This window comes from Adhaeribacter arboris (assembly GCF_003023845.1).
Taxonomy (GTDB): domain Bacteria; phylum Bacteroidota; class Bacteroidia; order Cytophagales; family Hymenobacteraceae; genus Adhaeribacter; species Adhaeribacter arboris.
Map to the genome: position 1 here is coordinate 6634790 of NZ_PYFT01000001.1, position 13277 is coordinate 6648066.

Sequence of the window (13277 nt, forward strand, 5' to 3'; positions counted from 1 at the left end):
GTTCAAAAACCTTGATTTCGCAGATATAAGTACATGGTTGAAGGCCGGCTTTATAAAAGCTTAATATTCCGTGAAAAATGAAGTTTAGGCAGAATTTGCTCTAACCATTAGAGGAGCTACCGGTGGTAAATTTTTAGCAAAGCAAATTTCTTCTGAAAAATATTTAGGTTCATAGTTCTTTTACCTGTATCAAAGGCAACGAATATCCAAGTAAGTAATCTCAGATTAGTTTTATACAACACTTCAGGTTTAAAATCGCGTCATGAATAGATTGGGTAATTTCGGCTGCATATTACTTTATCTAAAAATATTTTTAAGAATTAACGAATTATTTCTATAATTTATACTTATATATTAATATTTATTTATTAAATAGCATTAACTTTAGCTAATTCTTTAAGTAAACCAACAATGATGAAGGCAGGCGTTTAAAGTATTTACTTCTTTGAACGAGAGGCATCTTGCTTATTAAAATTCTGCATTTCCGAACTACTTTCTTAAAAGCGAAACAAGCCTGTTCCTCCTTAAAAAACTGATCCACTGAATTTTCATACCCAACTAAACCCATGAAAGTTGCGCACCTTATTCTTACTCATAATCAACCCAGACACGTAGAGCGCCTGATTAAACAACTCCTGTACGCCGATGATGCTATCTTTATTCACGTGGACAAAAAAGCCGATCTTTCTTCTTATCATAGTTTAAAGAGTTATAGAAATGTATTTTTTATTAACAACCGGGTAGCCGTTGACTGGGGTTCTTATAATGTTGTGGAGGCTACTTTGAATAGTTTTCAGGAAATGCTTCACGCCAGCGGCCAATACCAATATTTTAATTTGGTAAGCGGTGCTGATTATGCTTTACAAACTGCCGGAACTATTCATCAATTTTTAGAAGCTCATCCGGGCAAAGCTTTTATGAGTTATCAATTAATAAATGAGGAATGGCCGGAAGCCATACCCAGAATAACGGAGTACCACTTTAATAATTATCGGTTTCCGGGAAAGTACTTGCTACAAAAAATAATGAATAAAGTATTGGCGAAAAGAACCATGCCCAATGGCCTAATACCCGTGGGGCGTTCCCAATGGTTTACCATCTCCACGAATTGTGTGCAGTATATTTTAGAATATTGGGCCGCTCACCCGGCTTTAAGACGCTTTACTAAGCTTACTTGGGCGCCCGATGAATTTATATTTCAAACTATTCTTTATAATTCGGAATACAGGAAAGTTATGGTTAATGATAATTTACGCTACATCGATTGGTCGGAAGGAAAAGCAAGCCCCAAAACTTTTACCTTAAAAGATAAAAACCAACTAATAGCATCGGATAAATTTTACGCCAGAAAATTTGACTTAGAAAATTGCGGAGCTATTTTAGACTATCTTGATCAGAAACTTGCCTTAGTAACCAACTAAGATTATTGCCAACTATGCTACCCGGCAATATACAGCTGTTTATACTACTTTACTCGAGCATAATTGTTACTGATTAACAAATTTATAAAGAGCCGGTAATTAAGTAAGTTTGAAGGGGTATCATTTGAAACAATTATGTTTAATCGGGAAGAAGGATTTTAAAATTGAAAGCTAATACGGATCTTTCTCTAATTTAAAAAATGAAAATAGCCACTTATAACGTTAATGGAATAAATGCCCGACTTCCGGTGCTGCTTCGCTGGCTCGAAGCTACTACGCCGGATGTAGTTTGTTTGCAGGAATTAAAAGCGCCGCAGGAAAAATTTCCCGCGCAGGCGATTGCCGATGTAGGCTACCATGGTATTTGGCATGGACAAAAAAGCTGGAACGGAGTGGCTATCCTGACACGAAACCTGGAAATAGAGGAAGTTCGACGAGCACTGCCTGGTGATGAAGAAGATGAGCAAAGTCGTTATTTAGAAGCAATAGTAAACAATATTCATATTGGCTGCCTCTACTTGCCCAATGGCAACCCTGCTCCCGGACCAAAATTTGATTATAAGCTGCGCTGGTTTGAGCGGCTAAATGCCCATGCCGCCACGCTTTTGGCCTTAGATAAACCCGTAGTATTAACCGGCGACTTTAATGTTATTCCAACCGAACTGGATGCTTACAAGCCGGAGCGTTGGGTGGAAGATGCCCTTTTCCGGCCGGAAAGCCGGTCCGCTTTTCAGGCGCTTGTCGGGCAAGGATGGACGGATGCCCTCCGGAAACTTTATCCAGACCAGACAATTTATACCTTCTGGGATTATTTTAGGAATGCCTATGAGCGGAATGCCGGTTTACGCATTGATCATTTCCTGCTGAGTCCCCAACTCGACGGCCGTCTTATTGCGGCGGGAGTGGATCATGCGGTACGAGGATGGGAGAAAACCAGTGATCATGCCCCCGTTTGGATTCAACTGGCTGAAGAATGATTAAAAAACTATTGCTTGGTATACAAGGCTGTATAGTATAAAAAGAATCCTTTCGCTTTTGGTTTTAAGGAGAAAAGTCCACCACCTCTACTTTATACGAATAGTAAAGCTTTCCGCATTTCTAAACCAAAAGAGCACTTTACATTAAAATTACTTAAGGCTTCATCCGCGAATTGATAACCAGCACCTTTTCCCAGATAGCTTTATTTTGTTTTATAAAACGCAAGTGCACCGGATGAACCGAATAAAGCTTGATTTCTTCTTCGTTGCGGTAGGTACAGTAATGCATCACATCATACTCTGGTTTTTCAGTGAGATCGCCGTAAACCGTAGGACCCGCCTGATACGACAGAAGGTAGGAGATGCTATCTTTTAAATTAGCGAACCCGCGCATATGTTGTTGAATTTCTGCCGGAGTAGTGCCGGCTTTAAATTTAAAACAAACTATGCGTTGAATCTGGGCTTCTGCCGGTAAGTTTAGCGGACGGTACTGCTGCTTGGCGGTAGTAACTATTTTAGGGCTACAAGCCGCAAGCAAAAGCAGATTTATAAAAATCAAGAATATGGTTATTTTCATGCAGGGATTAATAAAGTAATGTTCCTGGTACTTGGCGGCAATAATAATTGTTTATTTTATCAATCAGGTATTCCACTCTTGAAAAAAACAGGAGCAGGAGATTAATAAACCAAACAATAACCCTAAAAAAACTTTTTTCCGGTAGAATTTAAAGAATCATTTGCTTTTCCATAACTATTTACAGACTAAATGAAATTTCTAAGACACTTGTTATTAGCTTCTGTGTTCACGGTCTTTCAGGCAAAAGCTGCTTTACCGGTAATTCATATCTGGGAAACCCAGGAGTTAACTTTCGAAGCAAAAAATTCTTATAAAAATGCTTATACCGAGGTTACCGTTTGGATCGATTTAGCCGGACCCGGCTTTAACAAAAGAGTATATGGTTTTTGGGATGGGGCTACTACTTTTCGAGTGCGTTTAATCGCTACCCAGCCGGGCGCCTGGAAGTGGATAAGCGGTTCCAGCTCGAACGATCCCGGGCTCACGGGTAAGACCGGCTCCTTTACCGCTATTACCTGGAGTGAAAAAGAGAAGAATGAAAATCCATTACGGCGAGGCTTTTTAAAACCTTCTGCTAACAATCACGCTTTAAATTATGCCGATGGTACGCCTTATTTTGCTATCGGAGATACCTGGTTCTCTTTAGGATCCAACCGGTTTAAGTGGTACAACGATGAGGTTAAAAGACCCATCGGTCCCCAGGCCGGCTTCAAAGATTATGTTCGTTTCCGGAAAGCACAAGGCTACAATTGGGTGAACATGATTGTGGCGTATCCTAACTGGAAGACGGATGATAGTTCCTGGCATATCGTGCTGCATGATTCGGCCAGAACTACTTTACGCTCGGCGTGGGTGGAGTATGGAACGGGCAGTGCCAAAAATATGGACAATGAAGGTGGCCGGCCCTTTTTCTTTCCGGGGAAAGTGCCGGGCTATGAAAATTATTTCCCGGATATGGACCGGATTAACCCGGAGTACTTCAAATACATCGATCGGAAAATAGCCTATCTCAATGCGCACGGGTTTATTCCTTTTATGGAGGTTTCCCGGCGGGATGCCGGCCCGCTGTGGTATAAATACCATCGTTGGCCAGATTCTTATTCGCGATTTATACTATATGTCTACGCTCGTTATCAAGCTTATAATACCGTCCTCAGCCCCATTCATTTAGATATTATCCGGGAAACCATCCGCCCGGAAGATTATATGGCGGCCATTACCGCTATGGAAAAAGAATACGGCCCTCCTCCCTTTGGGAATTTACTTTCGGCAAATGCAAACCCTTCCACCCTCGAGAACTGGGGCGAAGATTCCTGGGTAACGCTGCACCAGATTGGCAATAAAAGAGAGCATAATAATTACTGGTTCTTAACGGAAATTTACCACGCAAAAACGCCTAAACCGGCCTTAAACGGGGAGCCTTATTACGCTGGTTACAAGGATGCCAGGGGAGGAGGGGGCAGAGATTACAGCAACGGCGCCGAAGGTGGCACGGAACGGGATAATGCTTTTGTCCGCTCCGGAATGTACGGTAGCTTTTTATCGGGTGGACTTGCCGGGCATGTGTACGGGGCCGAAGGAATATGGGGCGCGGACATTGAGCCGGCCGCTCCTATTCACCTGTGGGAAGCATTTCAATGGAAATCGGGAGCCGAGATGACTTATTTAAAAACTTTTGCTTTCTCTATTGGCAAACGCTACCAAGACCTTGTGCCCTTAGCCGACCTGGTTTCGCCCAACAAAAATTATAATATAGAAGGATATGAAGGCTGGGCCTATTGTGCCCGCACGCCGGACAAAAATATATTTCTGGCTTACTTTGAAAAAGGTTGCCCCGCATCCCAAATAAGGGGAGCACGGCTTAATAGTTGGTATCAGGCACAATGGTTTAATCCCCGGAACGGAACCTGGATAAATATCGCCGACGGAAAATTAGCGTCCAACAACATCGGGGTTATTCTATTGCCCGAATTCCCGGAAGATACGGATTGGGGACTGAAATTAATTTATAAAGGAACGCACAACCACAACCTAATTTTACCAACCGTTTTGCCGGAAGTGGCAGAAAAAAAGCAGCTAAAAAATAAAATAAAGACAATGCTGACTTACGGGGTAGTAAGCTTTCTGATTGTTCTTATGAGCTTGTTTTTTATAGGCAGGTTTAAACGTTAACTCCCATTTTTTGCCAAAATATTTTACAATTGTGCGCTGAAAAGTTTTATTATTTTAGATTAGGGCATTTCGGCTAAACCATTATCTTTTGTAATCCAGTCCAGCAGCGCAATTAGAATATCAATGTTCCAGGTATTTTCAAAATAAAGATTCGTCCAAATGCTAGAATCGGCGCTATGATTGATAACCAGACGATCGTGTAATACTTCGTAATGCAGATTTTCCCAACCAATGTGTTTTTGTTGTTTGGTAAGTACCATGCCCTTTTTACTAATCTGGCAATTTCCTACGTGCACCGCTTTGCCGGCTAAAAGTAATTTCTTGTTTTCCGCCCAAATTTTATCCGTTGTCTTTTCCCAGATTTCTTCTGTAATCCGGTTACATAATTCCGTAAAGTAATCTAGGCTAAGGCCGAAGAAACTCTTGAAAACAAGATCTAGTTGTTGAGTCGGGGTTCTTAAGCCGATATAATACCTACGGCCAACAGAAAATCTATAGAAAACAATAATGTGAACGTCGTATATTATTTCCGTTATTTCTTCTCTTTGGATTTGCTTATTCTTGAATTGAATAGTAGTGCCGGTAATGCGTAAGAATTTATCTTTTTTGCCAAAAGAATTCACCTTTACCTTTTCATTCACGGTTGTAAGCATTTCAGGGTGAATGAATGTGTGTCCACTAACCTATTGGGGCTGCTTGCAATCATTAAACTATTTCATTTATCTGCGGGAGATTAAAGCAGTAATTTCTGCCACTCGGCATGCCGACGAACATACGCCGCTACCGCCGGACAAGAAGCAATAACTTTAAAATTATTATCTTGGGCGTATTGTAAACCTGCTTGAATCAACTCATTCGCAATTCCTTGGTTACGTAGTTCTTCGTCGACGTAGGTATGGGCAAAATCAATTACGTTTTCGCGCGGGGTCGAATACGCGAGTTCGCCGCCTTGCCCGTTAATATCAACGGTAAATTCCTGATCTTCGGTGTTATGTTTTACAGAGATGTTCGTCATGGTTAGGATAGTAAAATAACTGTTAAGTTAGTACCCACTTTAAATTAAAAAGTTTTGCCGGAGAAAGGAAAAAAGGCTTTTTAAATAAACAGTATTAATCTGCGGAAGAAATTTACGAATTTACCAGCAGTACCAGGAAAGGTAAAATTAAGGCCAAAGCAAACCAAAACCACCGCGTAATGTGGTGCTTGTATTTACGCGGTACAAAATTGTTAAGTACCAGCATGGCGCCAATTATAACGGCCAGGTAAAGTAAAATAAAATAAACTACCGAAACCCAGCGGGGCACAATTGTCGGATCTTTGGTATCCTGGGTGAAAGTTTGGTCAAACAAAAGATATTGCAAGCCAAAGTACAAAGCACTTTCAAAGGCAATAAAGTAAATGAATTGCAGCAGGTTCTCGAACAGAAATGAAAAAAACTTTTTCAAACAGAAAGAATTGTGCCGCTAAGATAGGAGTTTTTAGTAAAAAAGAATTTTAGAAAAGTAGGTTGTCGTAAATGAATTGTCGCTAGTGCCAGGTATAAAAGTTTCGCCCAACCTCCCTGCTTTACAAAGATTGAAAGGTTGGGCGAAGAAATGTTAATAATACTTTCGCTTATTTCTTACTGATACTTCTCTCTTACTAATATTTCATCAATGAGGCCGTACTCTTTGGCTTCATCGGCTTTTAACCAGTAATCGCGGTCGGAGGCATCATGGATTTCCTGGTAAGATTTGCCGCTGTGCGCGGCTATAATCTCGTATAATTCCTGCCGCATTTTTAAAATTTGGCGGGCCGAGATTTCAATATCCGAAGCGGGACCTTGCGCGCCGCTCGAAGGTTGGTGCATCATAATCCGGGCGTGGGGCAAAGCGGAGCGTTTGTTTTTCGCGCCGCCGCACAATAATACCGAGCCCATTGAAGCCGCTAAACCCGTGCAAATGGTAGCCACATCGGGCCGGATATACTGCATGGTGTCGTAAATACCTAAACCGGCATAAACCGAGCCACCCGGGCTGTTAATGTAGAGTAAGATATCTTTTTTAGCGTCAACCGATTCCAGGAAAAGCAATTGGGCCACAATAATGTTCGCAATATTATCATCTACCGCCGTACCTAAAAACACGATTCTATCGGCCATGAGCCGCGAAAAAACGTCTACTTCCCGGAAATTTACCGGCCTTTCCTCGATTACCGAACGAGTCATGTTCTCGATGGTAGGAACGTATTGATCAAATGCTAAACCATTTACATTTAAACCCCGCACGGCAAACCGACGGAATTCTTTCTTGTTATAATCTGCGGGATACATAAGTTTATTGTTTTAAAAGTGAATGAATAGGACATGAAAATTCGGTACTAGTCAAAAATTGACTTGTAGCAGCTTACATCAAAAGTGTTATTTGGTAATCTTTAAAGAATGAAGGATACTAGAAACTGAGGCAACTACTTGGTATTTAAATAATTTTGGCAGAGTAAGTAAGGTGTTATTCGGGCCAGGATAGTAGCTGTTTTAATAAGTTAAATTATTGATTTATCTAAATTTATATCGATGATAGAGCGGCAAGAATGGTGAATTACTTTTTTTAGGTTACTAATTTTAACAATATGTTTCAATAACTTATTATTTTATGAATATAAGCGTTGGTGGATAGCCTTTAACTCTTTCCGTAATTGTTCCCGACCAGCAACCCGCAAAGCTTGGTAGGCCAGCTTTTGTTGCGCCAGCGCTCGTTGCCAATCTAGGTCCCAGAGCAGCCGGATTTCTAGTTCTAAGGTTTGCTCTTCCGGAAGGTTATTTTTTAGATAATTTTCCAGTTGTTTTATCTCTTCCAGTTCTGGCCGCATACTTGGTATAAGTTGTAGGTGTTACGTAATACGTTTCAAATTCCGGGCTAAAGTGGATGGTTCTATTTCAATTTAAAAACCCGGATAATCGAATCTTATCTAAAATGATGAACCGTTAAAGCAGCCAGTGATTTCCGCAGGCGTTCCAGGCATTTAAATTTTTGCACGCTGGCGCTGTGTACGCTGCGGTATTCGTGCTGTTGCGCAATAGCCGGCATAGGTTGCCCAAAATAATAAAAAGCCACTAAAATATCCCGGCATTTATTCCCGAGTTGCTCCACAAAATAAATTAATTCCAGGGTGGGAGAGTCTGGCTCAGGGGAGTTAACTTCTTCGGCTACGTCCGTTTTTTCTATATTCCATTCCTCCCGACGTTGGCGTTTTTCCAGTTCGCGGCGCCACAGGTTTTTGCAAATTCCCATTAAGTAGGTAGTTACCGAAGCCGTGAGCGTAAGCTCTTCCAGCATTATTTTCTCGTAGAAAATTATTAGCGCTTCCTGCACTAAATCCTGGGCATCTTCGGGGTAACCGCCGTGTTGTTTTACATAATGCAGTACCATGGGGTAAGCCCGGGCGTAAATCTTTTCGAGCGTTTTTTCCCGGTCAGCGATTAAAGATTGTCGCCAATTGGTAACCGGGTGGGGATGAAGTATCGTCTGCATACGCTTTTTATGGTTTATCCGGATTTTAGTAAAATATCACCCTTCGATAAGTAAAACTTACAAAATAAATTTTTGTTTAGGTTAAATAGCTAGTTGCATTACCGGTTTTATACTACCAAATTAAACTAGTTCTTACCTGCTTAAGCGCAGTATTATAATTTACATTAGTAAGATTTTAAGTATTTAAGCTATTCTTTTTACCCATGAAAAGTTTTACTGTACTATACACGATAGCTGTATAAAAGCTACCACTCTGCAAGTACTGGATTTGGCAAAGCCGCAATGAATAAACTTTACCGTAAAATTTCTACCCGTTTTCGCTATTTATTTACTAAACTCAGTGATAGAAGCTACAAAAAATAAATTTTGTTGCTAATCTTTATCTGTTTAGGCTTAGCATCTTATGCTTATTCCTTATTAGTGCTTCCGGAAAATAATTATCTTGAGAGGTTGATATTTAATTGAACTTATTGTATACCTTAAGACTTAAATCTAAACGAATGCCGAATTGACCATTCCGGAAATGAAGCCTTCCGTTATTTACACCAAAAAATTCAAAAACATCTTCTACATACTAACTCCAAATAGTTGAAAATTAATATGGAATCCCAAACGGCTGCCTCTCTTAAAAAGAATAAAAAGCAACTATTGGAAACCTGGATGCAAAACCAGCTAGCAGATAACACGTTGCGCGATGATCTTATCTCGAATGAAGATCTGAATGCACAATCCGAAAATTTACTAACGGCTTTATTAAAGGCATTAGGCACAGGATCCTTAGAAATTGAGTCCGAGCAGTTTCAGCCGGTTACGGATATTTTAAGTGAACTTTCGATTACGCGCGCCCGCCAAGGTTTCTCGCCGCGGGAAACCAGTATGTTTGTGCTTAGCCTGAAAAAAGCATTTTATGAAATTCTGGAAAAAGAGTTACGGGATAATCCGAAGTTGCTTTACCAGGAATCGGTTGAGATAAATAATTTGCTGGATGGTTTAAGTATCATCACCATGGAAACCTTTATAAAAGGTCGGGAAGAGGTTATTTTACGGCAAACCGATGAGATAAGTGAAATATCAACTCCGGTCATTCGGGTATGGGAAGGTATTTTGGCTTTGCCCATTATTGGTACCTTAGATAGCGCCCGTACGCAGGTAGTAATGGAAAATTTACTCGAGAAAATTGTAGAAACGGGTAGCCGCATTGCTATTTTAGATATTTCGGGAGTGCCCGCCGTGGATTCTTTAGTAGCGCAACATCTAATTAAAACCGTGAGTGCAACTCGCCTGATGGGGGCCGAATGTATTATTAGTGGCATTCGCGCCGAAATTGCTCAAACAATTGTTCATTTGGGCATTGATCTTTCTAACATTTCCACTAAAGCTTCTTTAGCCAGTGCGCTTAAATTAGCCTTTAGTATGCTCAACATCGAAGTACGCCGCACCAATAATAAGTTTTAAAGCTGAAAGATGGATAGAATACCAATTCTGCGCATGGGTGGGTTTTTGCTCGTTACCATTCAGGTAGATTTATATGACCGTTTAGCGCTTACCTTAGAAAATGATTTAATGGCAATGGTGAGCAAGATGGAAGCCCGCGGCGTGTTAATTGATATTTCGGCGGTGAGTATTGTTGATTCTTTTATGGGCCGCATCCTGGGCAATATTGCTTCCATGTCCCGAATTATGGACGCGGAAACCGTTGTCGTGGGTATGCAGCCGGCGGTAGCCATTACGCTGGTGGAGTTAGGCCTCACCTTGGCGGGGGTACACACCGCCTTAAATGTAGAGATGGGAATGGAACTTCTTCGTAAAAAAATTGGGCCGATACCAGATAACGAGGAAGATCTATATGATGATATTATCTAAGGAAAATTTTGAGATTAAACGGGAACCAGACGTTATTTTGTTTCGCAATCGGGCTAAAGAATCAGCCGCAAAAATAGGAATGAGTCTGGTAGGGCAAACTAAATTGATTACTGCCGCCAGCGAACTCGTGCGCAACATGCTGCGCTATGCCAATGGGGGCACGGGTATTATTGAAGTAGTAATGAATAATAATAAAAAAGGAATCCGGCTGACGTTTGCTGATACAGGACCGGGCATTAAAGATGTAAAACTGGCGCTACAAGATGGCTTTTCTACGGGTAAAAGTTTGGGTTTAGGTTTACCGGGGGCCAAACGGCTTTCGAACGAATTTAACATCCAAAGCGAGCCGGGCAAAGGTACCACCGTAACCATTATACGCTGGAAAGATGGACTATAACCAGCATTTGCGGTTCGAACTTGTAGACCGCAGTTTTTTGAATATTGTTAAACGGGATATTGCCAAACTCGCCGAGAATTACGGTCATTCCGAAACGGAAATTGGTAAAATAAACATCATCGTGGCCGAAATGGCTTCTAATCTGCTAAAACATACTCCCTCCGGCGGTGAAATTCTGGTAAAGCCGCTGGCCAAAGAAAACCAGATTACCGGTATCGAAATTTTAAGCCTGGATAATGGGCCCGGCATGAGCCACCCGCAGCAAATGCTGGAAGATGGCGTTTCTACGCACGGTTCCAGCGGCGAAGGATTAGGCGCCATTAAACGTTTATCCGATGAGTTTGATTTGTATTCTACGAAAGAGTCCGGTACGGTTTTACTAACGCGTTTGTACAAAAAGAATTATAAGCCTAAAATTAGCCAACGCAGTAAGTTTCAGATTTCGGCGGTAATGGTAGCGAAGCCCGGGGAAACCGTGTGCGGCGACGGCTGGATGAAAATAGAGCAAAATGATTGTTGCTGCTTATTAATTGTGGACGGCTTAGGGCACGGCGAAAATGCCCATCAAGCAACTAAAGAAGCCATAGCGGCCTTTCAAAATCAAGTTTGTGCTTCACCGGCCCACGGTTTGCGCCAGATTCACGCGGATATTACGAGAACCCGCGGGGGGGTCATGAACTTGGCCGTGATTAACCCCGCCGAAAACGCTTTTACCTACTGCGGCATCGGCAATATAGCCGGCCGTCTTATTTCCGCGGAGGGCAGCAAGAGCATCATTTCGTATAACGGAATTGTTGGTCATAATATTCCGAATACCCTCCACGATCACCATTTGCCCTGGAATAATTCGTACGTATTTGTTCTTCATTCGGATGGATTAAAGAGTCGTTGGGAGCTTGCCCGGCATCCGGACTTACTGAAACATGACCCTAGTGTAATTGCAGCGGTGCTTTATAAAGAAGGAACCCGTAAAACCGATGATACTTTAGTAATTGTTGGCAAAACCCGAAGTTAAGGTTTATGAAAAAGGACATTATTAAAATAAAAATTGAAAACGAGTTAGACGTAGTATTGTCCTATAAACGGTCGTTGCAATTGGCGCAATTCTGTGGCTTGCCCTTGGCCAGTCAAACAAAGTTTGCTACCGCCGTTTCCGAAATTTGCCGCAATGTGCTGGAACACGTGGGGCACGGGCAAATTGCTTTTAATATCGTGGAAAAAGATAATAGTTCTTGTCTGGAAGCCTTAGTTAGCGATCGCGGTCGGGGAATTACTAACTTAGAACAATTACTGGATCAAAATTATCAGCCATTATCCAATAAAGGTTGGGGAATTTATAATTCTAAGAAGCTGGTACAGTTATTTATCGAAAGCACCGGTGAAAAAGGAACGCAGGTAAAGTTACACAAAGCGATCCCGCCTAATCAACCGCCCATTAGTAAGGCCGTTATTCAAGGTTGGATAGACTATTTTACCCATGATACGAGCATTTCGCCTTACGCCGAAATCAAACACCAAAACATGCAATTATTGGAGTTGCTGGACCAATTACGACAAAAGAATCTGGAAGTAGAAGAGCAATTACAAGAAATTAAAAATTTAAATATTCAACTAGAAGCTTCCAACCAGGAGATTCATCTTTTGTTACAAGAGCGAAATAAAGTCAACGAAAAACTCACCACCATTAATCAGGAGTTAGACAAATTTGCGTATACTGTTTCGCATGATTTAAAATCTCCTTTGTTCAATATTTTTTCGTTAGCTAGTGTTCTGGAAGAAGAGGTGCAAGCCAACAACCTTTCGGATTTAGCTACGCCCGTTAGTATGCTGAAGGAGCAAGCACAGGTAATGGAAAAGTTTATTTCTGATGTATTAGAATACTCAACGGCCGGCCGTTATAATGTTGCCCAAAGTAAGGTGAACTTAAATGCATTAATAAACAAAATTTTACTTTTTTTAGCGGTTCCCACCCATTTTGAAGTGGAAGTAGCCTCCGATCTTCCCACGCTACTCACCGAAGAAATTTACTTGCAACAGGTATTTAGTAATCTTATTAGCAATGCTATTAAGTATAACGACAAACCAAAAGGCCGCATACAAATAAGCTGCCATCCGGAAGATGGGAGTTTGCACTTTTCTGTTACGGATAATGGTCCGGGAATCCCCTTGCATGATCAGGAGAATATTTTTAAACCTTATCAAACCGGAAGTAAACACCGCAATACCAGTACGGGTTTGGGCCTATCAATTGTGAGTAAAATCATTGAATCAAAGCAAAAAGCTTTTTGGGTAGAATCAAACGGAACAAACGGTACTATTTTTCATTTTACCTGGCCCCTAGAAGAAGTAGTTAATTAAAGA

General features: G+C 41.3%; 15 protein-coding genes. 8 read left to right on the forward strand and 7 right to left on the reverse strand.

Going from position 1 to position 13277, the window contains the following annotated elements:
* Positions 1 to 566: 566 nt before the first annotated feature.
* Positions 567 to 1421, forward strand: a complete 855-nt coding sequence (locus tag AHMF7605_RS26855) for a beta-1,6-N-acetylglucosaminyltransferase (RefSeq protein WP_106933026.1) — start codon at positions 567 to 569, stop codon at positions 1419 to 1421.
* Between the two features lie 200 nt (positions 1422 to 1621).
* Positions 1622 to 2398, forward strand: a complete 777-nt coding sequence (gene xth / locus AHMF7605_RS26860; RefSeq protein WP_106933027.1) for an exodeoxyribonuclease III — start codon at positions 1622 to 1624, stop codon at positions 2396 to 2398.
* Positions 2399 to 2552: 154 nt separating this feature from the next.
* On the opposite strand, the gene AHMF7605_RS26865 is transcribed toward xth, so the two are convergent.
* Positions 2553 to 2975: a Dabb family protein gene (locus AHMF7605_RS26865; protein ID WP_106933028.1), complete on the reverse strand. Its 423-nt coding sequence runs from the start codon at positions 2973 to 2975 to the stop codon at positions 2553 to 2555.
* Between the two features lie 189 nt (positions 2976 to 3164).
* Here AHMF7605_RS26865 and AHMF7605_RS26870 point away from each other — a divergent pair, with 189 nt between their 5' ends.
* Entirely contained in the window at positions 3165 to 5147 is a 1983-nt protein-coding gene (locus AHMF7605_RS26870) for an apiosidase-like domain-containing protein (protein ID WP_106933029.1), read from the forward strand.
* Positions 5148 to 5206: 59 nt separating this feature from the next.
* Here AHMF7605_RS26870 and AHMF7605_RS26875 read toward each other — a convergent pair whose 3' ends face one another.
* From AHMF7605_RS26875 to AHMF7605_RS26900, 6 genes are all read right to left on the reverse strand, one after another.
* Positions 5207 to 5800: a hypothetical protein gene (locus tag AHMF7605_RS26875; protein WP_146153684.1), complete on the reverse strand. Its 594-nt coding sequence runs from the start codon at positions 5798 to 5800 to the stop codon at positions 5207 to 5209.
* Between the two features lie 80 nt (positions 5801 to 5880).
* Positions 5881 to 6162, reverse strand: a complete 282-nt coding sequence (locus tag AHMF7605_RS26880) for a GNAT family N-acetyltransferase (protein ID WP_106933031.1) — start codon at positions 6160 to 6162, stop codon at positions 5881 to 5883.
* Between the two features lie 112 nt (positions 6163 to 6274).
* The gene (locus AHMF7605_RS26885) at positions 6275 to 6592 is read right to left on the reverse strand and encodes a hypothetical protein (RefSeq protein ID WP_106933032.1); all 318 of its coding nucleotides are present in this window, start codon (positions 6590 to 6592) and stop codon (positions 6275 to 6277) included.
* A 176-nt stretch (positions 6593 to 6768) separates the two neighbouring features.
* Positions 6769 to 7458 (reverse strand): ClpP family protease, encoded by a 690-nt coding sequence (locus tag AHMF7605_RS26890; RefSeq protein WP_106933033.1) that lies wholly within the window; start codon positions 7456 to 7458, stop codon positions 6769 to 6771.
* A 317-nt stretch (positions 7459 to 7775) separates the two neighbouring features.
* The gene (locus tag AHMF7605_RS26895) at positions 7776 to 7994 is read right to left on the reverse strand and encodes a hypothetical protein (protein ID WP_106933034.1); all 219 of its coding nucleotides are present in this window, start codon (positions 7992 to 7994) and stop codon (positions 7776 to 7778) included.
* Between the two features lie 95 nt (positions 7995 to 8089).
* The gene (locus tag AHMF7605_RS26900) at positions 8090 to 8656 is read right to left on the reverse strand and encodes an RNA polymerase sigma factor (RefSeq protein ID WP_106933035.1); all 567 of its coding nucleotides are present in this window, start codon (positions 8654 to 8656) and stop codon (positions 8090 to 8092) included.
* Between the two features lie 600 nt (positions 8657 to 9256).
* On the opposite strand from AHMF7605_RS26900, the gene AHMF7605_RS26905 reads away from it, so the two are divergent.
* From AHMF7605_RS26905 to AHMF7605_RS26925, 5 genes are read left to right on the forward strand one after another with little or no spacing between them, the layout of a single operon-like run.
* On the forward strand, positions 9257 to 10111 hold the full coding sequence (locus AHMF7605_RS26905) for an STAS domain-containing protein (protein ID WP_106933036.1): 855 nt from the start codon (positions 9257 to 9259) through the stop codon (positions 10109 to 10111).
* A gap of 9 nt (positions 10112 to 10120) precedes the next feature.
* Positions 10121 to 10519, forward strand: a complete 399-nt coding sequence (locus tag AHMF7605_RS26910; RefSeq protein ID WP_106933037.1) for an STAS domain-containing protein — start codon at positions 10121 to 10123, stop codon at positions 10517 to 10519.
* Complete coding sequence (locus AHMF7605_RS26915; RefSeq protein WP_106933038.1) at positions 10503 to 10916, forward strand: anti-sigma regulatory factor; 414 nt, start codon at positions 10503 to 10505, stop codon at positions 10914 to 10916. Before AHMF7605_RS26910 ends, AHMF7605_RS26915 begins: the two co-directional genes overlap by 17 nt.
* Positions 10906 to 11931, forward strand: coding sequence for an ATP-binding protein (locus AHMF7605_RS26920; RefSeq protein ID WP_106933039.1), 1026 nt, complete (start codon positions 10906 to 10908; stop codon positions 11929 to 11931). Before AHMF7605_RS26915 ends, AHMF7605_RS26920 begins: the two co-directional genes overlap by 11 nt.
* A 5-nt stretch (positions 11932 to 11936) precedes the next feature.
* Positions 11937 to 13274 carry a sensor histidine kinase gene (locus AHMF7605_RS26925; protein ID WP_106933040.1) on the forward strand — a complete coding sequence of 446 codons (1338 nt, stop codon included), beginning with the start codon at positions 11937 to 11939 and terminating at the stop codon, positions 13272 to 13274.
* Positions 13275 to 13277: the final 3 nt, after the last annotated feature.